This is a genomic window from Marivivens marinus (genome assembly GCF_035969385.1).
In the GTDB taxonomy this organism is placed as follows: domain Bacteria; phylum Pseudomonadota; class Alphaproteobacteria; order Rhodobacterales; family Rhodobacteraceae; genus SELP01.
This window is the reverse complement of sequence record NZ_JAYKKJ010000002.1, coordinates 235,856-258,050: the sequence shown is the minus strand read 5'-3', so window position 1 is coordinate 258,050 and position 22,195 is coordinate 235,856. Positions and strand designations below refer to the sequence as shown.

25 protein-coding genes and 1 riboswitch are annotated in these 22,195 nt (G+C 62.4%); of the genes, 18 read left to right on the top strand and 7 right to left on the bottom strand.

What is annotated here, in order from left to right; all coding sequences use genetic code 11:
* Positions 1–21 precede the first annotated feature (21 nt).
* The 4 genes from U3648_RS03925 to U3648_RS03910 all read left to right on the top strand — a co-directional run bounded on the left by U3648_RS03925 (position 22) and on the right by U3648_RS03910 (position 2,681).
* Positions 22–210: a hypothetical protein gene (locus U3648_RS03925; protein ID WP_129681993.1), complete on the top strand. Its 189-nt coding sequence runs from the start codon at positions 22–24 to the stop codon at positions 208–210.
* A gap of 70 nt (positions 211–280) precedes the next feature.
* Positions 281–1,204 carry a DMT family transporter gene (locus U3648_RS03920; protein ID WP_420857934.1) on the top strand — a complete coding sequence of 308 codons (924 nt, stop codon included), beginning with the start codon at positions 281–283 and terminating at the stop codon, positions 1,202–1,204.
* Positions 1,205–1,389: 185 nt separating this feature from the next.
* Positions 1,390–1,944, top strand: coding sequence for a hypothetical protein (locus U3648_RS03915; protein ID WP_420857933.1), 555 nt, complete (start codon positions 1,390–1,392; stop codon positions 1,942–1,944).
* Between the two features lie 53 nt (positions 1,945–1,997).
* Positions 1,998–2,681, top strand: a complete 684-nt coding sequence (locus U3648_RS03910; protein WP_420857932.1) for a hypothetical protein — start codon at positions 1,998–2,000, stop codon at positions 2,679–2,681.
* A gap of 25 nt (positions 2,682–2,706) precedes the next feature.
* Here U3648_RS03910 and U3648_RS03905 read toward each other — a convergent pair whose 3' ends face one another.
* Complete coding sequence (locus tag U3648_RS03905; protein WP_420857931.1) at positions 2,707–3,576, bottom strand: branched-chain amino acid aminotransferase; 870 nt, start codon at positions 3,574–3,576, stop codon at positions 2,707–2,709.
* A 152-nt stretch (positions 3,577–3,728) separates the two neighbouring features.
* Between U3648_RS03905 and U3648_RS03900 the strand changes: the two genes are divergently transcribed.
* Entirely contained in the window at positions 3,729–4,235 is a 507-nt protein-coding gene (locus U3648_RS03900) for a MarR family winged helix-turn-helix transcriptional regulator (protein ID WP_420857930.1), read from the top strand.
* The gene (locus tag U3648_RS03895) at positions 4,232–4,933 is read left to right on the top strand and encodes a response regulator (RefSeq protein ID WP_129682004.1); all 702 of its coding nucleotides are present in this window, start codon (positions 4,232–4,234) and stop codon (positions 4,931–4,933) included. Before U3648_RS03900 ends, U3648_RS03895 begins: the two co-directional genes overlap by 4 nt.
* A gap of 9 nt (positions 4,934–4,942) precedes the next feature.
* On the opposite strand, the gene U3648_RS03890 is transcribed toward U3648_RS03895, so the two are convergent.
* Positions 4,943–5,494: a hypothetical protein gene (locus tag U3648_RS03890; RefSeq protein ID WP_420857929.1), complete on the bottom strand. Its 552-nt coding sequence runs from the start codon at positions 5,492–5,494 to the stop codon at positions 4,943–4,945.
* A 47-nt stretch (positions 5,495–5,541) separates the two neighbouring features.
* Between U3648_RS03890 and U3648_RS03885 the strand changes: the two genes are divergently transcribed.
* From U3648_RS03885 to U3648_RS03865, 5 genes are read left to right on the top strand one after another with little or no spacing between them, the layout of a single operon-like run.
* Positions 5,542–6,468, top strand: coding sequence for a histone deacetylase family protein (locus U3648_RS03885; protein WP_420857928.1), 927 nt, complete (start codon positions 5,542–5,544; stop codon positions 6,466–6,468).
* Entirely contained in the window at positions 6,465–6,707 is a 243-nt protein-coding gene (locus U3648_RS03880) for an exodeoxyribonuclease VII small subunit (RefSeq protein ID WP_129682010.1), read from the top strand. The genes U3648_RS03885 and U3648_RS03880 overlap by 4 nt, the downstream gene beginning before the upstream one ends.
* Before the next feature lie 9 nt (positions 6,708–6,716).
* Positions 6,717–7,574 carry a polyprenyl synthetase family protein gene (locus tag U3648_RS03875; RefSeq protein WP_420858100.1) on the top strand — a complete coding sequence of 286 codons (858 nt, stop codon included), beginning with the start codon at positions 6,717–6,719 and terminating at the stop codon, positions 7,572–7,574.
* On the top strand, positions 7,574–9,502 hold the full coding sequence (gene dxs, locus U3648_RS03870; protein WP_420857927.1) for a 1-deoxy-D-xylulose-5-phosphate synthase: 1,929 nt from the start codon (positions 7,574–7,576) through the stop codon (positions 9,500–9,502). Before U3648_RS03875 ends, dxs begins: the two co-directional genes overlap by 1 nt.
* Positions 9,499–10,137, top strand: a complete 639-nt coding sequence (locus tag U3648_RS03865; RefSeq protein ID WP_420857926.1) for an androgen-induced gene 1 family protein — start codon at positions 9,499–9,501, stop codon at positions 10,135–10,137. The genes dxs and U3648_RS03865 overlap by 4 nt, the downstream gene beginning before the upstream one ends.
* On the opposite strand, the gene U3648_RS03860 is transcribed toward U3648_RS03865, so the two are convergent.
* Positions 10,103–10,963, bottom strand: a complete 861-nt coding sequence (locus U3648_RS03860) for an SDR family oxidoreductase (protein ID WP_420857925.1) — start codon at positions 10,961–10,963, stop codon at positions 10,103–10,105. The two genes, U3648_RS03865 and U3648_RS03860, sit on opposite strands and share 35 nt — an antisense overlap.
* Before the next feature lie 64 nt (positions 10,964–11,027).
* Between U3648_RS03860 and U3648_RS03855 the strand changes: the two genes are divergently transcribed.
* Positions 11,028–11,654 (top strand): class I SAM-dependent DNA methyltransferase, encoded by a 627-nt coding sequence (locus U3648_RS03855; RefSeq protein WP_420857924.1) that lies wholly within the window; start codon positions 11,028–11,030, stop codon positions 11,652–11,654.
* On the opposite strand, the gene U3648_RS03850 is transcribed toward U3648_RS03855, so the two are convergent.
* The 3 genes from U3648_RS03850 to U3648_RS03840 are packed head-to-tail and all read right to left on the bottom strand — an operon-like array spanning position 11,651 to position 15,600.
* On the bottom strand, positions 11,651–12,433 hold the full coding sequence (locus U3648_RS03850) for a carnitinyl-CoA dehydratase (RefSeq protein WP_420857923.1): 783 nt from the start codon (positions 12,431–12,433) through the stop codon (positions 11,651–11,653). The two genes, U3648_RS03855 and U3648_RS03850, sit on opposite strands and share 4 nt — an antisense overlap.
* Positions 12,434–14,443, bottom strand: a complete 2,010-nt coding sequence (locus U3648_RS03845; RefSeq protein ID WP_420857922.1) for an acetate--CoA ligase family protein — start codon at positions 14,441–14,443, stop codon at positions 12,434–12,436. It abuts the gene before it with no gap.
* Positions 14,440–15,600 (bottom strand): acyl-CoA dehydrogenase family protein, encoded by a 1,161-nt coding sequence (locus U3648_RS03840; protein WP_420857921.1) that lies wholly within the window; start codon positions 15,598–15,600, stop codon positions 14,440–14,442. Before U3648_RS03840 ends, U3648_RS03845 begins: the two co-directional genes overlap by 4 nt.
* 73 nt (positions 15,601–15,673) lie before the next feature.
* On the opposite strand from U3648_RS03840, the gene U3648_RS03835 reads away from it, so the two are divergent.
* The 6 genes from U3648_RS03835 (at position 15,674) to U3648_RS03810 (ending at position 20,873) form a co-directional block, all read left to right on the top strand.
* Complete coding sequence (locus U3648_RS03835; protein ID WP_420857920.1) at positions 15,674–16,627, top strand: GlxA family transcriptional regulator; 954 nt, start codon at positions 15,674–15,676, stop codon at positions 16,625–16,627.
* A gap of 168 nt (positions 16,628–16,795) precedes the next feature.
* Positions 16,796–18,277 carry an AMP nucleosidase gene (locus U3648_RS03830; RefSeq protein ID WP_420857919.1) on the top strand — a complete coding sequence of 494 codons (1,482 nt, stop codon included), beginning with the start codon at positions 16,796–16,798 and terminating at the stop codon, positions 18,275–18,277.
* A 134-nt stretch (positions 18,278–18,411) separates the two neighbouring features.
* The gene (locus tag U3648_RS03825; protein ID WP_420857918.1) at positions 18,412–18,699 is read left to right on the top strand and encodes an HU family DNA-binding protein; all 288 of its coding nucleotides are present in this window, start codon (positions 18,412–18,414) and stop codon (positions 18,697–18,699) included.
* A 79-nt stretch (positions 18,700–18,778) separates the two neighbouring features.
* On the top strand, positions 18,779–19,675 hold the full coding sequence (locus U3648_RS03820) for a DMT family transporter (RefSeq protein WP_420857917.1): 897 nt from the start codon (positions 18,779–18,781) through the stop codon (positions 19,673–19,675).
* Between the two features lie 56 nt (positions 19,676–19,731).
* Complete coding sequence (locus U3648_RS03815; RefSeq protein ID WP_420857916.1) at positions 19,732–20,445, top strand: cytochrome c biogenesis CcdA family protein; 714 nt, start codon at positions 19,732–19,734, stop codon at positions 20,443–20,445.
* A 14-nt stretch (positions 20,446–20,459) separates the two neighbouring features.
* Positions 20,460–20,873 (top strand): thioredoxin family protein, encoded by a 414-nt coding sequence (locus U3648_RS03810; RefSeq protein ID WP_420857915.1) that lies wholly within the window; start codon positions 20,460–20,462, stop codon positions 20,871–20,873.
* Here the strand turns inward: U3648_RS03810 and aroC are convergent.
* On the bottom strand, positions 20,870–21,976 hold the full coding sequence (aroC, locus tag U3648_RS03805; RefSeq protein WP_420857914.1) for a chorismate synthase: 1,107 nt from the start codon (positions 21,974–21,976) through the stop codon (positions 20,870–20,872). The genes U3648_RS03810 and aroC overlap by 4 nt on opposite strands.
* A 90-nt stretch (positions 21,977–22,066) precedes the next feature.
* A riboswitch (TPP riboswitch) is annotated at positions 22,067–22,163 on the top strand.
* The last annotated feature ends 32 nt before the right edge of the window (positions 22,164–22,195 follow it).

The following is a 22,195-nucleotide window of genomic DNA, read 5'->3' as shown; positions in this document are numbered from 1 at the left end:
CCAGTCGGAGGAGGATGGACCATGGAACGCCATATCATCGACAAGCATCGCGACCTACAGGACGGACCGCGCCTGCGGGAATATGTCCGGATGGAACGGGAGTCCGCCCCAAGCGCGGCGAGCCGCACGCTTCAGCAGAAGCCAAGGGCCGAACGCTCCGCGCGTCAGGTGAAGGAATTCCTTCGGATCGAGCGTGGACAGACGGCCTAGGGCAGAGCTTCTCTCTTTCCGTCGGCGCCGGACCGGTATAGCGATGGGGTATTCCTGACCCGAGGGCCCCATGCACCCCTTGCGCGGCATCCTTTTGAAAATCCTGTCGGTCTGCGTTTTCGTGGGCATGGCTTCGTTGATCAAGACCACCGCGCCGCGGATTCCGCCGGGTGAGGCGGTCTTTTTCCGGTCCTTCTTTGCGATCCCCGTCATCGTTGTCTGGCTGATGTGGCGGCACGAGCTGTCGACCGGCCTGCGCACGGCCAATCCTATGGGCCATGTCTGGCGCGGTGTGGTCGGCACCTCCGCCATGGGGTTGGGATTTGCGGGGCTTGGGCTGCTGCCCCTGCCCGAGGTTACGGCGATCGGCTATGCCGCGCCGCTGCTTGTGGTCATCTTCGCCGCGATGTTTCTCGGTGAAAACGTCCGGGCGTTCCGTCTGACGGCGGTGGCCATCGGGTTGGTCGGCGTGCTGATTGTCCTGTCCCCGCGATTGTCGATCAATGCGGCGGCCATCGACGTGTCGGAAACGCTGGGCGCGGTTGTCGTCCTTGGGGGCGCGGTCTTTGCCGCCCTTGCGCAGGTCTTTGTGCGCAAGCTGGTCCAGACCGAACGCACTGCGGCAATCGTGTTCTGGTTCTCCGTCACCGCCGCGACCCTGTCGCTGATCACCCTGCCCTGGGGGTGGGTTGTGCCATCACCGCTCGATGCCGGGCTTCTGATCGTTGCGGGGGTCCTTGGCGGCTTCGGACAGATTCTTCTGACCTCCGGCTATCGCTACGCGGACGCATCCTTGATCGCGCCATTCGAATACACCTCCATGTTGCTGGCGCTTGGCGTCGGCTACTTCATCTTTGACGAGGTGCCGACCAGCGTGATGCTTCTTGGGGCGCTGCTGATCATCGCGGCGGGGGTCCTGATCATCTGGCGCGAGCGGCAACTTGGGCTGGAACGGTCGCGGCAACGCAAGGCGACAGGCAACGTCGGGACCTGAGTCGGCGCCTTCTACTGGTCAATCGGAGGGGGGAAGGCAGGAAAGTCTCTGCCGAATTCAACGGGTTAAAAAACAACCTGTGATTGCGTGTGAATCCGCACAGAAAGCTGCACAGGATCGGCGCAAGTTGTCGTCATTCGGCAGTTTCGCCGGGTCCAGAACATATTTCGACAAGGAGAAAGAAAATGAATGCATTGACCGCAATCACCCCGCACGCCCAGATCGCCGTCGCCGGGTCCAGCTCCAGCGCCGCGACCTATAAGGTCACCCAGAAGCGCGGAACCATCTCCGGCGTTGGTGCCAGTGTTTCGGGCGCCGGGGCCTGGGTGAAACTGAACGGAAGCATGTCGTTCGAGATCTACTCGCTCAACTCCTCGAAGACCTACAACGAGATGAAGTCGTCCTATGACATCGGCGGCGGTGTCAGCGGATTCTGGGGCTGGCTTGGCCTTGGCGCACATGCCTCGACCCACAAGGAACAACTGCAACAGGTGTTCAAGGAAGTGACCCAGACCCAGAAGGTCGAAGGGACGGTCGCCGTCGATATGATGGTCAGCGGCATCTATCCGAACGTTCAGGTTGATGCCTCGGCCTATGTCCTTGTACTGCAAGTCGAGGACGACCAGGGCAACACGTTCAACATCGCGTCGAACGGCGACCCGGCCGCGGACACCGGTGCGCAGGACGGCAGCGGAACCGCCCTGCCGACGCAGGACAACAACAGCACGATCACGCTGTAAGCCGGATTACTGGCGGGGACACCCGTCTCCGCCAGCACATATCAGTGTCTAATATGGCTGAACTAAACCCGATCACCCTGCCACCCGGCCTAATCTCCAGAAATCTGGAAATCCTTGGATCGGGTTCTTCGCCAGTTGTCCAAAGCCCGGCACAGCAATTCAACGGCGTCATCCACAACGGCCATACCAGCGTGACCGCAACTATTGCCCCAGGCGCGCCGGGCAAGATCGACCTGACCTTCGACCTGTCGGTGCCAAGCGTGTCCTCCTCTGCCTTCGCCGCCTTGCGACAGTCACTTTCCGTGCTGCTACCATCCGACATCCCCGAAGACATGATCGCCGCCGGGGCCGGAATTGGCCCCGCACCACCACCGCCGCCGGATAGCAAGATGGCCGCCTATGCCAGCGTTCTGTTCGGCGAGGTCTTTTTCGGGGGCAAGGCCCCAACCGGCGAGAATGTCGGTTTTCACGCCAGCCCGGGACCGGACAAGCAGATTCCCGTTCTGAATGCGGTGCGCAGGGCAGAGGTTACGGCCCTAACCTTGAACGGCACGATCTCGGTCGAGGGATCTGTGAACGGGGCCGATGCAACAGTCTATGTGCCGACGACCGCAATCATCTTCGACGACGGGCTGACCATTCCGTTCTCGGGGTATTCGGAAACGGCCCTTGTCCACCTGCAAGGGGGGCTCTTGCCGGCACAGCTGCCGGCAAGGATCTGGGGCGGATCGGGCTAAGTTAAGCTCAACCCAAAGATGATTGTCAGGCGCGCACCAGCTTTTCGTAGCTTTCCGCCACATCGCGGGTTAGCGCGCCAACCTCGAAGGTGTAGTCGCCGATCTGACCAACTGGGGTCACTTCGGCGGCGGTGCCGGTCAGCCAGCACTGTTCGAAGCCTTCCATCTCTTCCGGCATGATATGGCGTTCGTGCACAGTGATGCCCTTGTCCCGCAGCATCGCAATGATGGTCTGCCGGGTGATCCCGTTCAGGAAGGCATCGGCCAGTGGGGTGTGCACTTCGCCATCCTTGACAAAGAAGACGTTGGCGCCGGTCGCTTCGGCGACGTAGCCGCGGTAATCCATGAACATGGCGTCGGAACAGCCTTTCGCCTCGGCCGCGTGCTTGGACATGGTGCAGATCATGTAGAGGCCTGCCGCTTTCGCCGCGGTCGGGATGGTTTCCGGGCTTGGCCGTTTCCATTTCGCGATATCGAGCTTGGCGCCCTTCATCTTGGCGTCGCCGTAGTAAGCGCCCCATTCCCAGACAGCGACAGCCATCCGCACCGGGTTCCGGGCCGAGGCCACGCCCATGTCTTCGCCCGCGCCGCGCCAGGCGACCGCGCGGACATAGGCATCGGAGAGGTTGTTGGCCTTGAGGGCGGCGTATTTCGCCTCTTCAATTTGCTCGACGGTATAGGGGATCGGCATGTCCAGCAGTTCGCCGGACTTCAGCAAGCGCTGCGAATGTTCGACCGATTTGAAGATCTTGCCGCCATAGGCCCGTTCGCCTTCGAACACGCTGGAGGCATAGTGAAGCGCATGGGTCAGGATATGCACCTTGGCATCCCGCCATTCGACCAGATTGCCATCCAGCCAGATTTTCCCGTCGCGATCGTCGTAAGACCCAGCCATCCTGAAGACCTTTCCCGAAAGATTTCATTTGTTTCGCAAGAAGGTCCGGTTCGGACATAATCTTGCGAAATTTCCGGAATCGGCTAGCAGTCAAGCCTTGGAATGTCAACAAGGCTGACTTATCCTGAACCAATAAAACAAGGGAGACCGGGATGGTGGACAGCCAGAGTGGGCAAGGGGGACAGGCGCTTCTTTTTCTCACCGATGACCAGCTGCGCAAGGGCATCGAAGCGATGTTCTTTGCCTATCGCGGTTTTACCGCCGATCCGGACAGGATTCTGGAGGGAATGGCCTATGGCCGGGCCCATCACCGGGCCATCCATTTCATCAACCGCAGTCCGGGCACCACGGTCAATAACCTGTTGTCGATCCTTGGTGTTACAAAACAGTCGCTTAATCGTGTGTTGCGCAGCCTGATCGAGGACGGTCTGGTGGAATCCCGCGTGGGCAAGAAGGACAAGCGCGAACGCCATCTGTTCCTGACGGAAAAGGGCGCCCTGTTGGAACGCGAATTGTCCGACGCCCAGCGGGAGCGGATGCGGGCCGCCTATCGGGCGGCGGGGCCAGACGCGGTTGCCGGCTTTCGGCATGTGCTTGAGGCGATGATGGACGAAGACATGCGGCGCCACTACGCGACGCTGAAGGACAGGCAAGTATGAGTAATGATGATGCCCATCTGCTGATCGTCGATGACGATGAACGCATTCGCGGCTTGTTGCAGAAGTTTCTCGTGCGCAACGGGTTCCTTGTCAGCGCCGCGCGTGATGCCGCCCATGCCCGCCGCATCCTGTCGGGGCTGGAATTTGACCTGATCGTGCTGGACGTGATGATGCCGGGCGAGGACGGGATCAGCCTGTGTCGCGACCTGCGACAGCAGATCGGCACCCCGATCATGCTTTTGACCGCAAAAGGGGAAACCGCCGACCGGATTGCCGGGCTGGAGGCGGGCGCGGACGACTACCTTGCCAAACCCTTCGAGCCGAAAGAGTTGCTGCTGCGGATCAACGCGATCCTGCGACGGGTTCCAGCGTCCGAGCCGACCATCGTGCGCCCCAAGGCCCTGACCCTTGGCCCGATCCGCTATGACATCGAGCGTGGAGAGATGTGGCAGGGCGAGGATCTGGTGCGCCTGACCGCGACCGAGGCCCAGTTGATGCGCATTTTCTCGGCCCGTCCGGGCGAACCTATTTCGCGCGCAAAGCTGGTGGAAGAGCTGAACCGGTCCGGCGGGCAGACCCAGGAACGGGCGGTGGATGTTCAGATCACCCGGCTACGCCGCAAGCTGGAACAAGACCCGAAGCAGCCGCGATACCTGCAAACCGTGCGGGGCGCGGGATACATGCTTGCGCCTGATTAGAGCCTGTTTTTAAGAACAGTCGACAGGAAAGATCTTGTCGGTCTCTGCCCAGAGGGTGATCGGCAGGGTCGGGATTTCCGTGTCGATCCGATGGGTCCGCTCTGCCCCCTGCTGGATCGTTCCTGTCCCGGCCCGCAGGTCGAGGTCACAGAAGCCGAAGATCGTTGGATCATATTGATCCCACCAGACGAACCGGTAGCCCGCGACCCGGTAGCTGCCGTCGGGAAAATCGATGGTCAGTGTGACGGTCCAGCGTGTCTGGCCCTCGGCATCGTGGAAAGAGGTGACCTGAACCCGCCCCTGCCCATCCAGCGCCAGGATCGGGGCCTGCGCGCCTTCGCCCGATGTGCCCAGCGCCGGGCCGGTCACATCCAGCCCGCCCGTCCCCGAAACCCGCAGATCGGTTGAACCGGCGTCCTGCTCGATCAAGGTGAACACCTCGGCCCGCCCGTCACCATTCAGGTCGTGCGACAGTTCGCGAAGCGGCGGGTCTTCCGCCGCCTCTTGGGCGACAGCGGCACCGGTCAGCAGGGCGGCCATGATCGACAGGATGATGCGCATCAATTCCCTCTCTTGTTCTTTGGTCAGGATTTCTGTTCCTTGGCGACATGACAACCGCTTTGATCACCCACCCCGACTGCACAAGCCATATTACGCCGCCCGGCCACCCGGAACAGGTGGCGCGGCTGGACGCGATCCTGACCGCCCTTGAACCGCTGGACCTGTTGCGGGTTTCGGCCCCGATGGGGGCAGAGACGGACGTGCTGCGCGCCCATCCGAAGGCCCATTTCGACGCCCTGCGCGCCGCCGACCCCGAGCAGGGGATCGTTCAGCTTGATCCCGACACATGGATGAGCCCCGGGTCGCTTGCCGCCGCATGGCGGGGCGTGGGCGCCGTTACCCGCGCGGTGGATTTGGTTCTGGGCGGCGAGGTGACCAACGCCTATTGCGCCATTCGCCCGCCGGGCCATCACGCGGAAAAGGAAACCCCGATGGGGTTCTGCCTGTTCGGGAATGTCGCGATTGCCGCGAAATATGCGCTGGACCATCACGGGCTGTCCCGCGTCGCCATCGTCGATTTCGACGTGCACCACGGCAACGGAACCCAAGACCTTGTGCAGGAAGACCCGCGCATCCTGTTCGTCTCGTCCCACCAGATGCCGCTGTATCCCGGCACCGGCGATCCGTCCGATACGGGCGACCATGACACGGTGCTGAATATCGCGCTGCGCGACGGGACCGAGGGGCCGGAGTTTCGCCAGATCTACGAGACGCAGATCTTCCCAAGGATCGAAGCCTTCGCGCCCGAGCTGATCCTTGTATCTGCCGGGTTTGACGCGCATCGGGCCGACCCGCTGGCCGGGATCAATCTGGAAACCGAAGATTTTGCCTGGGTCACCGGCCGTATCTGCGATCTTGCTGAAAAACTCTGCGCTGGCCGCGTGGTATCTGCACAGGAAGGCGGCTATGATCTGGAGGCACTGGGGGCATGCGCCTTCGCCCATGTGAATGTTCTAAAGGAAAGAGGCCGATGACCGGGAAACCCGTGGAAGAAATGAGCTTTGAAGAGGCGATCCGCGAGCTTGAAACCGTGGTGGGCCAGCTTGAACGGGGCGACGTGGCGCTGGAGGATTCCATCGCGCTGTATGAACGGGGCGCAAAGCTGAAAGCCCGCTGCGACGCCAAGCTGAAAGAGGCCGAAGAGAAGGTCGCCAAGATCACCTTTGACGAAACCGGCGCACCGACGGGCACGACACCGCTGGACGCGGGCTGACCCGTGCCCCTGAACGACGCCCTTGCCACGGCCCGCAGCATTGTCGAGGCCCGGATCACCGAGGCCCTAACCGGGGTCGACCTGCCGGTGGCCGAGGCGATGCGCTATGCGGCGCAGGGCGGTAAGGGGCTGCGCGGGTTTCTGGTGCTTGAAGGCGCCCGCATTCACGGGCATGGGGAATCACAGGCCGCGCCAGCCGCCGCCGCGATCGAGGCGATCCATGCCTATAGCCTGATCCACGATGATCTGCCTTGCATGGATGACGACGATCTGCGCCGGGGACAGCCGACGGTGCATCGCAAGTGGGACGAGGCGACGGCCGTTCTGGCAGGCGATGCCCTGCAATCGCTCGCCTTTGAACTGGTTCTGCAGTCCGGGGTATCGGCGAATGCTCAGGTGACGCTTGCCCGGACCTTGGCACGTGCCGCCGGTGTGCGCGGCATGGTGGGCGGTCAGGCGCTGGATATCGCGGCAGAGACTTCCGAGAAACCGTTGACTTTGGCCGAGATAGAGACGCTTCAGGCCGAAAAAACGGGCGCCCTGATTGAATGGGCGGCGATGGCGGGCCCCTGGATGGCCGAGGCCGATCCCGGCCCGATGGGCCGCTACGGCAAGGCCATCGGTCTGGCCTTTCAGATCTGGGATGATGTGTTGGATGTGGAAGGCGATGCTGACACCGTGGGCAAGGCCGTCGGCAAGGATGCCGAGGCCGGAAAGGCGACCTTTGTTTCACTTCTGGGTCTGGATGAGGCCAAGCGCCGCGCCGCCAATCTGGTGACAGAGGCTTGCGATGCCCTATCTATCTATGGTGAAGACGCGCGACTGCTGCGGGATCTTGCCCGCTTCGTGATCGCCCGGGACAAGTGATGAGCCAGACACCCCATACCCCGCTGCTGGACAAGGTCCAGACGCCCGCCGACATGAAGGGCCTGTCGGATGGGCAATTGACGCAATTGGCGGGCGAATTGCGGGCGGAAACCATCAGTGCTGTATCCGAAACCGGCGGGCATCTTGGCGCGGGTCTGGGTGTTGTGGAACTGACCGTTGCGCTTCATGCCGTGTTCGATGCCCCGAAGGACAAGATCATCTGGGACGTGTCCCACCAATGCTATCCGCACAAGATCCTGACCGGGCGGCGCGACCGTATCCGCACCCTGCGCCAGAAAGACGGGCTTTCGGGGTTCACCAAGCGCTCTGAATCCCCCTACGACCCATTCGGCGCGGCGCATAGCTCTACCTCAATCAGCGCGGCCTTGGGGTTTGCCGTCGCCCGCGATCTGGGTGGCACGACCGACGAAGGCCTGGGTGACGCCATTGCCGTGATCGGCGACGGGGCGATGAGTGCCGGGATGGCGTTCGAGGCGATGAACAACGCGGGCCACCTGAAAAAACGCCTGTTTGTCATCCTGAACGACAACGAAATGTCGATTGCAGAGCCTGTCGGAGCGCTGTCGTCGTACCTGTCGCGTCTTTATGCAGGCGAACCATTTCAGGAGCTGAAGGCCGCCGCCAAAGGCGCGGTCAGCCTGCTGCCGGAACCCTTCCGCGAAGGGGCCAAGCGGGCCAAGGACATGCTCAAGCACATGACCGTGGGCGGCACCCTGTTTGAAGAACTGGGGTTTTCCTACGTCGGTCCGATCGACGGGCATGACATGGAGCAGCTTTTGTCGGTCCTGCGCACGGTCAAGGCCCGCGCGACCGGCCCGGTTCTGATCCATGCGGTCACGAAAAAGGGCAAAGGCTATGCCCCGGCAGAGATGGCCCGCGACAAGGGCCATGCCACGGCCAAGTTCGACGTGATGACCGGCAAGCAGGCCAAGGCGAAATCGAACGCCCCCAGTTATACCAGCGTCTTTGCTGAAACCCTGCTGGCCGAGGCGGCGAAGGATCCGAAGATTTGCGCCGTCACCGCCGCCATGCCGGATGGCACCGGCCTTGACCGGTTCATGGAACGCTATGCCAGCCGCTGTTTCGACGTGGGCATTGCCGAACAACATGCCGTGACCTTCAGCGCGGGCCTTGCCGCCGGGGGGCTGCGCCCCTTCTGCGCGCTGTATTCGACCTTCCTTCAGCGTGGCTATGATCAGGTCGTGCATGACGTGGCGATCCAGCGTCTGCCGGTCCGCTTTCCGATTGATCGCGCGGGCCTTGTCGGGGCTGACGGCGCCACCCATGCCGGCAGCTACGATATTGCCTTCCTTGCCAACCTGCCCGGCTTTGTAGTGATGGCCGCCGCGGACGAAGCAGAGCTGGTGCGCATGGTCGTCACCGCCGCCCGGCATGACGACGGGCCGATTGCCTTCCGGTTCCCGCGTGGCGAGGGGGTCGGTGTTGAGATTCCGACCGATGCTGAACCGCTGGAGATCGGCAAAGGTCGGATCATTCAGGAGGGCAAGGGCATCGCGCTTTTGTCCTTTGGCACACGGCTTCAGGAAACGTTGAAGGCCGCCGAGGCACTCTCTGCGCGCGGTATCACCCCCACCGTCGCCGATGCCCGCTTTGCCAAACCGCTTGACCGGGATCTGATCCTGGATCTTGCCGACCGGCACGAGGCGCTGATCACGATCGAAGAGGGCGCGGTTGGCGGCTTTGGCAGCCATGTGGCCCAGCTTTTGTCGGATGAAGGCCGGTTCGACCACGGGCTGAAGTTCCGCAGCATGGTCCTGCCCGATATCTTCATCGATCAGGCCAGCCCGGCGCAAATGTACGAAGTTGCCGCGCTGGACGCGGAGTCCATTGAAAAACGGGTTTTGGACGTGCTTGGCATCTCCAGCATCTCGACCAAACGCGCATGACGTTGGGCCGGGCCTTCCAGATCGCCGCATTCGTCATCGCGGTCGGGTATTGCCTGCGGATGGTGTTCTTCAGCGAATATACCCAGTTCGCTGGCCCATTCCGGTTCTTCACGGTCTGGGGGCTGTTCCTTGCGACCATTGCTCATGGCCTGACCATCTTCTCCCGTGATCCGGCCCGGTGGGACGGGTTCATCGGCGCGGCCTCGGTGCAAAACGCGATGGTTGTCCTGCTCTATTGGCGATTGTTTTTCGCGGACCCGGCCTCTGTCACCGCCAATGGCCAGCTGGGCGTCTGGTGGCTGGAGTTCTACTTGCACGCCGTCGGGCCGCATTTCCTGTGGATCAACGCCCTGTTCGTCTATCGCGGGTTCCGGCGGCCGCTGCGCAGTGTCGGGTGGATGGCCGGAATCGTGACGGCCTATATCGTCTGGGCGGAGCTTCTGGTCCAACGCTTCGCGACCGAACCGTCGGGCACGGTGACGAACGGCCTGCCCTACCCCTTCCTCAACAATCTTGAGTTTGCCGGTCGGGCGAGTTTCTACGGGATGAATTTCGTAGTGGCGCTGATCTTCGTGGCCGGGTTCGTCCTGATCGCCGCCCTTATTCGCCGGTCTCTTCCGCAAGCAAAGCCCTGAGGCCCGCACGGTAATCCGGGTAGCGCAGGGTGACGCCCAACTCGTCCTTGATCCGGTCGTTCCGGACCCGTTTCGATTCGGCGTAGAAGCTGCGGGCCATTGGCGACATTTCGACCATGTCGAAATCCTCTGCCGGAGGCAGAGGCAGACCCAGCAATTCCGCCGCGTAGCCGATCACCTCTTCCGGCGGGGCGGGATCGTCGTCGCAGACGTTGTAGATCGCCCCGGGGTTTGGCCGCTGCATCGAGGCACGCAAAACCTGCGCGATATCGTCGACATGGGTCCGGCTGAACACCTGTCCCGGTTTAATGATCCGACGCGCCGTGCCATTGCGGACTTTGGCGAAGGGTCCGCGCCTCGGCCCATAGATGCCAGCCAAACGGAAAATGTGCAGGGGCAGTCCGGGAATGGCAGCCCAGGCGGCTTCTGCCTCCATCCGCGCCCGTCCACGTTCCGTCGTGGGGGACAATGGGGTGGTCTCATCAACCCAGCCGCCCTGATGGTCACCATAGACGCCAGTGGTGGACAGATAGCCGACCCAGCGCAACCTGTCGGCGCGGGCCGCAATCTCGTCCCGCAGTTCGGCCAGCACCGGATCGCCCTCGGGACCGGGGGCGGCCGAAATCAGGATATGGGTCGCCGCATCCAGCGCCGGACCCATGTTTGCGCCCGGCCAAAGGCGCGGCTCCACCCCCTGCGCCAGAAGGCTGCCGATCCGGTCGTCCGATCTGGTCGTGCCAATGACACGCCAGCCCTCTGGACCCAGAAGATTGGCAAGCGCCGAGGCGGAGTAGCCGTGGCCGAAGGAAATAAGTGTTCCAGTCATACGCCTGACATGGCCCGCCTGATCCGAAGTTGCAAGAATGCGTTGGATCGGCCAGCATCGTTTCATGACCGAGAAACCCGGACTGGACAGCGCTTATGCGCTGCGATCGAAGGACGACAATCGCAGGCTCTATGCCGATTGGGCAGAGACCTACGACAGCGATTTCGTTGACGAGATGGACTACCGGCTACCGTTCGAGGTGGCCCGGCAGTTTGCCACGGTCGGGGGCGAGGGGCCGGTTCTGGATATCGGTGCGGGCACGGGGGCGGTGGCCCTGCATCTGTCCAAGCTGGGCGTCGGTCCGGTTGACGGCACCGATATTTCCGCCGAAATGCTTGGGATCGCGCGTGGAAAAGCGCTCTATTCCCGGCTGTTCACCGGCGACGTTACGGACAGGCTGGACGTTGCCGACGCGGCCTATCGCGGCGTGATCAGCGCGGGAACCTTCACCATTGGCCATGTCGGTCCCGAAGCGATTGACGAATTGCTGCGCGTGCTTGCGCCGGGCGGGGTCATGGTGATTTCAGTTAGCGCGCGCCACTGGGACGGCAGTGGATTTGCGGCGAAACTAGAGTCTATAAAGGCGCAAATCGAATATTTGGCCATGCCAGAGGTCGCGATCTACGGGCCGGGCGCGACCGGGGAACACGCCACGGACCGCGCCCTGATTGTCACCTTTCGAAAACGCTAACGCCCCTTCCAGACCGGATCCCGCTTCTCGGCAAAGGCCTTGGCCCCCTCGAGCTGATCCTCGGAGGAATAGAGCACGTCGACCGAGCGCAACTGCCGTTTGGTGATCCGGTTCATCGCGTCCTGAAACTTGGAATCTTCCGCGTCGCGCACGATTTCCTTGATCGCTGCGTAGACAAGTGGCGGGCCGGAGGCGAGAAGGCGCGCCATGTCCCAAGCCTGCGCCATGAGGTCGCTAGAGGGGACGATCCGGTTCACGATGCCCCAGCGGTGCGCCTCCTCCGCATCGAACCAGCGGCCGGTCAGCAAAAGCTCCATTGCGATGTGATAAGGTATCCGCTTGGGCAGCTTCACGCTGGCCGCATCGGCGACAGTCCCGGACCGGATTTCCGGCAGCGCAAAACTCGCATGCTCAGCGGCGAGGATGATGTCGGCAGAAAGCGCCAGTTCGAGCCCGCCGCCACAGCATATCCCGTTGACGGCGGCGATCACGGGCTTGTTCATGTCCCGCAGCTCCTGCAACCCGCCAAACCCGCCGACGCCATAGTCCCCGTCGACCGCATCACCGTCCGCAGCGGCCTTCAGATCCCAGCCGGGGCAAAAGAATTTCTCGCCGCCACCGGTCAAGATCGCAACCCGCAGGTCCGGGTCATCGCGGAAATCGCGGAACACCTCGCCCATGATCCGGCTGGTTGTCAGGTCGATGGCATTCGCCTTGGGGCGGTCCAGTGTCACCTCTAGGATTGCGCCGTCCCGGCGTGTCTTGATTGGTTGTGTCATTCAGGCCCTCCGGATGAGTGCGTCGGCGGCAATCGCCGCAGTCTGTGTGCAAATAAGCGGGTTGACCTCAACCTCTTCGACCCGGTCGGCATTGGCAAGGACATAGGCCTGAACCGCTATGACTGCGTCGATGATCTTGGGCATGTCGGCGGTGGCGGCGCCCCGGTATCCTTCGAGGATCTTCCGGTATTTTAGCTTTGATAGTATCTGTTCTATCGCGCCACGACTGGCTGGGATGAGGACTGACGCGCTGTCTTCAAGAAGTTCCGTCAGGACACCGCCAGCTCCCAATGTCAGGACGAAACCATGGGCGGGATCGCGAACGACGCCGACCAAAAGCTCTCCAACCGTTCCGGTAATCATTTCTTCGATCAGCAGATCTTCGGTTGGCATCCGGCCCGCCGCCTCGATCAGCTCGCCAGGGTCGGTCAGGCCAAGGACGACCCCGCCCGCGTCGGACTTGTGGGCGAGGCCGACGGCTTTGAGGACGACCGGATAGGTCAGTCCCCCGGCAACGTCCGCGATACCCCCGCGTGTTGTCGGGACGGCCTTTGGGCTGGGCAGGCCAAAGGCCGACAGTTCGGCCTTTGCCTGGGCCTCGGTCACCGTCTGTGCCTGCCTTTCCGCCCCGGGCAAGAGAAGTTCCTCGGGGTCCGGCATCCGCACCTGGGCGGCGTCCGCGGCGGCAAGCGCTTCTCTCAGCCCACTGAAGGGGATGACCCCGCCGGCGATCAGCGTTTGCGCCACGTCTTCGGGCATCAGTTCCGGCAGGGTGGCGACCATTCCAACCCGCCCACCGGTCGACAAGCGGGTGCGGATTGCGGCCTCAACCACGTGGTCCCAGTCGGACGGGTCGCATCTGTCGGAGCGCGGGAAGTCCACGATTAGAAGGGTCAGATCAAGGTTCGGATCGACCATGGCCGAAAAGGCCCGGGTCATCGCATCAACATCACGCCAGATATAAGTGTGATAATCCAAGGGATTGGCGAGGGCGACCCGGGGCCCCAACGCATCGAAGAGGTCCGAGGTTTGGCGCGGGTTCAGGGGTGGAAAGACCAGAGACGTGGACAAGGCCATATCGGCGGCAAGGCTTGCCTCTCCCCCCGAACAGCTGATCGTCGCGATGCGGCTTCCCGTCAGCGGACCCCCGACATGCAGCAGCTTCAGCGTTTCCAGCAGGACAGGCAATTCATCGACCCGCGCAAAGCCAAGCCGGTCCAGAAGCGCCTGCGCCCCCGCGTCTTTCCCTGCAAGTGACGCCGTATGCGAGACAGTCGCCGCCTGCGCTTCGGCCGATCTGCCGACCTTGAGCGCGACAATCGGGACATTCCGCGCCTGCGCCTTCTGCGCCAGGGCCTGCCACGCAGGCAGATCGCCGAACCCTTCGATATGCAGCCCGATGGCGGTCACGCGCGGATCGTCCAGAAGCCCGGCGGCGATTTCGGCCTGCGTCGTCTGGGCCTGATTGCCGCATGTCACCACATAGGCAATGGGCAGGCCCCGGTTCTGCATGGTCAGGTTGATGGCGATGTTCGACGACTGGGTCAGGATGGCGACGCCGCTTTCGACGCGGGTGCAGCCATGCTGATCCGGCCAGAGGAGCGCGCCGTCCACCGCATTGATCATCCCGTAGCAGTTGGGCCCAAGGATCGGCATATTCCCTGCAGCGGCAAGCAGCGCCGCGTTCCGCCCTGCCCCATCCCCGACCTCGGCAAAGCCGCTGGCAAAACACACAGCGCCCCCCGCCGCCATCGCGGAAAGCTGTCCGACCGCATCGATCGTGGCATCCCTGTTGATCCCGACAAAGGCGGCGTCGGGGGGCTGTGGAAGGTCATTCAGGCTTGTATAGACCCTGTTTTTTCCAATCTCGCCGCCTTTCGGATGAACCGGCCAGACCAGTCCGTCGTAGCCCGCCTTGTCAAGTTGTTCGAGAACGGAGCGGCACCAGGCACCACCCCCGATCACGGCGACCGATGCCGGCCGCAGCAGCCGCGACAGATCCCGCATCATGCCCCCAGCGCACGCAGCATTTCGCGGCTGATGATGTGGCGCTGAATCTCGGACGTGCCGTCCCAGATCCGTTCGACCCGCGCATCGCGCCAGAACCGTTCCAACGGATAATCATCCATCAGGCCCATCCCACCATGCACCTGAATCGCGGCGTCAGTGACCCGGCCCAGCATTTCAGAGGCGTAGAGCTTGGCCGATGCAATCTCGCGGTTCGCGGGCAGCCCTTTGTCGAGCCGGTCGGCGGCTGCGAGGGTCAGCAGATCGGCCGCGTCGATCTCGGTGATCATATCGGCAAGCTGAAAGCTGACGCCCTGGAATTTTCCGATCTTCTGGCCGAACTGTTCGCGGGTCGCGGCATAGTCCAGCGCATAGTCGAAGACACGGCGGGCACGGCCAACGCTCATCGTGGCAACCGTGATCCGGGTTGCATACAACCAGGTGTTCATCACTTCGAACCCGCCATCGACCTCGCCCAGAACCTGCGCGTCGGGCAGGCGGCAATCGTCGAATTCAAGGATCATGTTCTTGTAGCCGCGATGACTGACCGATTTATACCCGTCGCGGATGGTGAACCCAGGCGTCCCGCGATCCACGAGGAAGGCGGTGATCCGTTTCTTCGGGCCTTTCGGGGTCTGGTCTTCGCCGGTGGCGATGAAGACGATGATGAAATCGGCATGATCGGCGCCCGAGATGAAATGCTTGGTCCCGTTCACGACCCAATCGCCGCCGTCGCGGCGGGCGGCACATTTCATGCCGCGCACGTCCGACCCCGCACCGGGTTCCGTCATGGCCAGCGCGTCCATTCGCTCGCCGCGCACCGCTGGCATCAGGTAGCGTTCGACCTGCTCGCCCTCACAAGCCATTAGGATATTCTGCGGCCGCCCAAAGAAATGGTTGAGCGCCATCGACCCCCGGCCAAGTTCGCGTTCGACCAGAGCGAATTCAAGGTGATTGAGACCCGCACAGCCGACGGATTCAGGGAAATTGCAGGCATAGAACCCAAGTTCGATTGTCTTGCGCTTGATCTCTTGTGCGATCTCTTCGGGAACTTCGCCGGTTCGTTCCACGAAGTCTTCGTGTGGATAGATTTCCTTTTCAACGAAACTGCGGACGGTCGCCGCGATCATTTCCTGTTCTTCGTTCAGCCCATACTGCATGGCGGTCCCCTGTCTGATTGGCCGGAACTTTAGGGGGGTTGATCCGGGCATTCGTGCAGGATTAGTGTTTTTCATGCGAAGTTGGATGAATACAAACGCCGCGCCGCAGCGCATCGGGCTTCTGCTCTTTGACGATTTCTCGATGCATTGTCTCGCCAACACGGTAGAGCCCTTTCGGGCCGCCAATACCCTGTCCGGTCGCGAGCTTTACGTTTGGTCGTTCCTGTCGCTGGATGGGCAATCGGTGACATCGTCAAGCGGGTTGGAGGTCAGGGTCCATGGCGCCCTGACGGATGCCGGTGGCGATGTGCTGTTCATTTTGCCTAGCTATCGGTTTCGCGATCACGCCACCAATCACACCGCGCGGGCGTTGCGCAGTGCAACACGGCGGTTTCCGACTCTCGCGGGTCTGGACACGGGAAGCTGGCTGATGGCGGCGGCGGGGTTGCTGGACGGTTATCGCGCAACGATCCATTGGGAGGAGTTGGGCGCGTTTTCCGAAACCTTTCCAGAGCTGGAGGCAACCCGTGCGCGTCATGTCATCGACAGGGACAGGATCACATGCGGTGGGGCGCTGGCTGCCTTTGATCTTGTCCTTGAACTGATCGAGAACCGGCACGGCGCGGCGCTGCGGCTGGAGGTTGCGACCCTCTTCATGTCACCACAGGCAACCGGCCCACAGGCCGCGCCGACAGCCCGGTCGCGCAGCGTCGCGCGGGCGATTGCCCTGATGCAGGAAAACCTTGAAGCGCCGCTTCGACTGCCGGACCTTGCGCGCCGGATCGGGCGGCCGCTGCGCGATCTTGAAAAACGGATGCAGACAGAGGTCGGCGCGCCACCGCAAACCGTCTATCGTCGGCTGCGCCTGATCGAAGCCCGCAAGATCATCCTTGAAACCGAACTGGCCATATCAGAGGTCGCCCTGCGCACGGGATATGAAGACCCAAGCGCGCTGACCCGGGCCTTTCGACAAGAGTTCGGCGTCACACCGCGCCAACTGCGCTCGGGCAAGGATGCGCCCATCTAGTGTCTATTCTGGCATAAATGCGGCTGTTTCACACTTGGCGATCCCGCTTGCGACCGGGTTGGTTTCAATGTCACACTCGGCCCCACAAACGAATGATAATGATCCGAAGCGGCCCGCGGTGTGTTGGGCCATGATTTTGGGCAATTGCAGGCGCGACGAGGTGCATAGATGAACGATCAAAACCCGGTCACGGTTCTTTCGCCGGATTATCCTGCGTCCGAGTCCTTTTCAGATCCGGCGGCCGCCGTCGCCCGGCTGCACGAGCTGTACGATCTTTCAACCAGCTTTCTACGGGAAAACTTTTCGCGCATTCTGGCGGATGGCGCACCGGCGGTCCGCTACCGCGCGGTCTATCCCGAGGTCCGGATCGCCACCTCAAGCTTTGCAACGATCGACAGCCGCCTGTCGTTCGGCCATGTGGCCGAGCCGGGAACCTATGCGGCAACCATCACCCGGCCCGATCTGTTTGCCCAATACCTCGAACAGCAGATCGGTCTGCTGATCAAGAACCATGGGGTTTCCGTCTGGGTCGGCCCGTCGGCGACGCCGATGCCCGTTCACTTTGCCATGTCGGGGGATTCAACCGTCACCGTCCCACAAGAGGGCGCGACCGATTTTACCCTGCGCGATGTCTTTGACGTGCCGGACCTGTCCACGACCCATGACGACATCGTCAACGGCTATGGGTTCACCTATGCCGACGGGGCGCGGCCACTTGCGCCCTTCACGGCGCAGCGGGTCGATTATTCGCTAGCGCGGCTGTCCCACTATACCGCGACGCGGGCCGAGCATTTCCAGAACCACGTGCTGTTCACCAACTACCAGTTCTACGTCGAGGAATTCGAAAGCTATGCCCGGCATATGCTGGCCAGTGAAGGCAGCGGCTATACCGCCTTTGTCGGCCCCGGCAATATCGAGATCACCGACGCAGACACGCCGATGCCGGTGCCGGAGAAATTGCCGCAGATGCCCACCTACCACCTGAAGCGGAAGGGCGGCGGCGGGATCACATTGGTCAATATCGGGGTCGGCCCGTCCAACGCAAAAACCGCAACGGACCACATCGCCGTGCTGCGACCCCATGCCTGGCTGATGGTCGGACACTGCGCGGGTCTTCGAAATTCGCAGCGGCTGGGCGATTTCGTGCTGGCCCACGGCTATCTGCGGGAAGACCACGTCTTGGATGACGATCTTCCCGTCTGGGTGCCGATCCCGGCGCTGGCGGAAATCCAGATTGCCCTTGAAACCGCCGTGGCCAAGGTGACCGAACTGGAGGGATACGAGCTCAAGCGGATCATGCGGACGGGGACCGTGGCCACCATCGACAACCGCAACTGGGAACTGCGCGACCAGTCCGGCCCGGTCCAGCGCCTGTCCCAATCGCGGGCCATCGCGCTGGACATGGAAAGCGCCACGATCGCGGCAAACGGGTTCCGGTTCCGGGTTCCCTATGGGACGCTTCTCTGTGTTTCGGACAAACCGCTTCATGGCGAACTGAAACTGCCCGGCATGGCCTCAGACTTTTACAAGACCCAGGTTGCCCGGCACCTGATGATCGGCATCCACGCCATGGAAACACTGCGGGAAATGCCGCTTGAACGCATCCACAGCCGAAAATTGCGCAGCTTTGAAGAGACCGCCTTCCTCTGACGTGCGGGAAATCGACTAAAATGGGCGTTTTCTTCTTGCAAATGCACACAATTCGTTGTGGTGATGCACAACATACCGTTTAATGACGCCACATGAGGCCCAGAATACGGGCAGACAAAAGGGAGACCACGAAGATGGCAAAACCGATGACCAAAGCGCAACTCGTTGCTGCTCTCGCCGAAGAAACCGGCGCCGACAAGAAATCCGCTGGTGCCGCGCTTGACGCGCTGACCGCGATCATTTCCCGCGAAGTGACCGGCGGTGGCGCCGTGACCCTGCCCGGCGTTGGCAAAATCTATTGCCGCGAGCGCCCCGAGCGCATGGTCCGCAACCCCGCCACCGGCGAGCAGATCAAGAAAGAAGCCGACAAGGTCGTGAAAATGACCATCGCCAAAGCGCTGAAGGACAGCGTGAACGGCTAAGGCTTTCGGGTTTACACCCGACAGGTTTTTCGAAAGGGTCGCCGCACTGGCGGCCCTTTCTGATTTTACGGAGACACCAATGGACCTGCGCGCAATCGGGATGGGGCTGGCCTTTGCCCTGATGTGGTCTTCGGCCTTTACCTCGGCGCGGGTCATCGTTGAATTCGCCCCACCAATGACGGCGCTTGCCCTGCGCTTCCTGATTTCCGGGCTGATCGGTGTCGCGCTTGCCTATGCGCTGGGTCAGTCGGCGCGTCTCAGCCGGGCGCAGTGGAAGGCGACCCTTCTGTTCGGGCTGTGCCAGAACGCACTCTATCTTGGTCTGAACTTCGTCGCCATGCAGTGGATCGAGGCGTCGCTCGCCGCGATCATCGCCTCGACGATGCCATTGGTCGTGGCCCTGGCCGGTTGGCTGGTGTTCCGCGAAAAGCTGGCCCCGCTGGCCATGGCGGGCCTGTTGGCCGGGGTGGTCGGGGTGACGCTGATCATGGGCGCGCGGTTTTCGGGCGGAGTTGATTTGATGGGGGTCGTCTTCTGCGGGATTGGGGTGCTGTCCCTTGCCATCGCGACGCTGGCCGTGCGTGGGGCATCGTCGGGCGGAAACGTCCTGATGATCGTCGGACTTCAAATGTTGATCGGCAGCGCGATCCTTTGGGTGCCCGCGCTGACACTGGAAAGCTTCGACATCACATGGAACTGGCAGCTGATTGTGGCTTTTGCCTATACCACGCTGGTTCCCGGCCTTTTGGCGACATGGGTCTGGTTCGTGCTGGTTGGTCGGATCGGCGCGGTTCGCGCCGCAACCTTCCACTTCCTCAATCCGTTTTTCGGGGTCGCCATCGCGGCGGCGCTTCTGGGGGAAAGCCTTGGCCTGATCGATGTGATCGGCGTTGCGATCATCGCGGCGGGCATTCTGGCGGTCCAATTGTCCCGGGTGCAATCCCGCGCCGCTGCAACGAACCCCACGAAAGCTTGATCCCGCGTCAGGGCTTTGCCCGCTGACACGCGCCGGTTCTGCGGCAATGATGCAGCATGGACCTGATCCTTGGATATCTTGCGGGGCTGTTGACCCTGATCAACCCCTGCGTTCTACCGGTGCTGCCGATCGTTCTGGCCACCGCCCTGCAAGCCAGCCGCTGGGGGCCGCTTGCCCTTGCGGCCGGCATGTCAGCGTCTTTCGTCGCGGTCGGAATGTCCGTTGCCGTCTTCGGCCGTGCATTGGGAATCGATGACGAGTCGATTGCCGCGGCCGGGGCTGTGGCCATGATCCTGTTTGGCATTGTCCTTCTTGTCCCCCGGTTTTCGACCCGATTTGCGCTGGCAACTTCGGGCATTTCAGCTAATGCAGACACTGGTTTTGACCGGATCGACCGCGGGTCGGTGAAGGGTCAGTTCTTGGGCGGCGCCCTGCTGGGCGCGGTCTGGGTGCCCTGTGTGGGGCCGACGCTGGGCGGCGCGATTGCGCTTGCCTCGGCCGGCGAAAACCTTGGCTGGGCCGCCGCGACCATGGCCAGCTTTGCCCTTGGCATTTCCACGGTCATCGTGCTGCTCGGCTATGGTGCGCAAAAGGCCATTCTCGCCCGCCGCAACAGGCTTCGGACTTTCGCCACCTCTGCCCGCCCACTGATGGGCGCTGTGTTCATCCTCACCGGCCTCGCCATCCTTCTCGGGTGGTTCCGCATGGCCGAAATCTGGCTTCTTGATACCCTACCCTATTGGCTACAGGACCTCTCGGTCCGCTTCTGAACAGGAGACATTCCATGCACCGCCGAACCCTGATGATTGCCGCCGCAGCTGCCGCGGTCCTGCCGCTGTCGCTCAAGGCAGAGCCGCTCGCCTACACGCCCGGCCTTGTGGACGACCGACTGGCCGCCGGCGAGACCGTTTTCGTGGATTTCTATGCGCCGTGGTGTTCCACCTGCCGGGCGCAAAGCCGCGTGATCGACCGTCTGAAATCGGAAAACCCGGCCTACGAGGAGAACATCACCTTCATTCAGGTGGATTGGGACACCTATAAGGACGAGGAACTGTCGCGGCGGCTGGAAATTCCGCGCCGGTCCACACTTGTTGTCCTGCAAGGAAACATGCAGCTTGGCCGGATTGTCGCCGGAACCGCCGAGGCGGACATCAAGGCGCTGTTGGATGCGGCCCTTGCCGCCGCGACCGGGGCCTAGCCGATCTGGCCGCGGATGCCGCCGGTTTGGCCGCGATCCAAAAGCAGGTGGTCAAGGATTACACAGGCCATCATCGCCTCGCCCACCGGAACGGCACGGATGCCGACGCAAGGATCGTGCCGTCCCTTGGTCACCACCTCGGTCGGGCTGCCGTCAATACGGATTGATTTGCGCGGCGACAGGATCGACGACGTCGGTTTGACCGCGAAGCGGCAGACAATGTCCTGCCCGCTGCTGATCCCGCCAAGGATGCCGCCCGCATGGTTGGAGGAATAGACAGGCTGCCCGTCGTTCCCCATGTAGATCTCGTCGGCGTTTTCGCGCCCGGTCAGACGGGCCGCGGCCATACCTTCACCGATCTCTACGCCTTTAACCGCATTGATCGACATCATCGCGGCGGCGATATCAGTGTCTAGCTTACCATAAATCGGGGCGCCCAGCCCAGCGGGCACGCCACGTGCAACCACCTCAATCATCGCCCCGACAGAGTTGTGATCGTCTTTGCGCAGCCACTGCAGGTAGTCTTCCCATTCCTGCACCGCGCCCGCGTCAGGGCACCAGAAATCGTTCTGGTCGATGGCGTTCCAGTCGAACCGGCTCCGGTCGATGGTCTTCTCCCCCATCTGGACCATGTAGCCTTTGATCTCGACCAGCGGCGCCAGCTTTGACAGCGCCTGCCGCGCCACGCCGGCAGCGGCAACGCGCGCCGCCGTCTCCCGCGCCGAAGACCGCCCGCCACCGCGATAATCGCGCAGACCGTATTTCTGGTGATAGGTGATGTCGGCATGTCCGGGGCGGAAGGTCGCGGCGATATCGCCATAATCCTTCGACCGCTGGTCGGTGTTGCGGATCATCAGTTGGATCGGCGTCCCGGTGGTCTGCCCTTCGAAAACTCCCGACAGGATTTCCACCTGATCCGGCTCTTGCCGCTGGGTCGTGTTCTTGTTCTGGCCCGGGCGTCTTTTGTCCAGCCACGGCTGAATATCCGCCTCGGTCAGCGGCACGCCCGGCGGGCAGCCATCAACGGTCGCGCCTAGGGCAGGACCGTGGCTTTCGCCCCAGGTTGTCACGCGAAACAGATGTCCGAAGGTGTTCAGGCTCATGGCGGGCTCCTTTGCCTGATCCGTCTAGCGGCGGGTCGCGGCTGGCTCAAGTGCTTTCCCTTGCCATTTCCGCGACATCGCCCTAGGTTCCGCCCTACCTCGGGGTGCCAGATGGCTGAGACGCGAATGCGGACCCGTTGAACCTGAACCGGTTAGAACCGGCGGAGGGAAGGTAGTGAGAACATCCTCAATGCCCCCATCCGTCCGGCGCATGAAAGG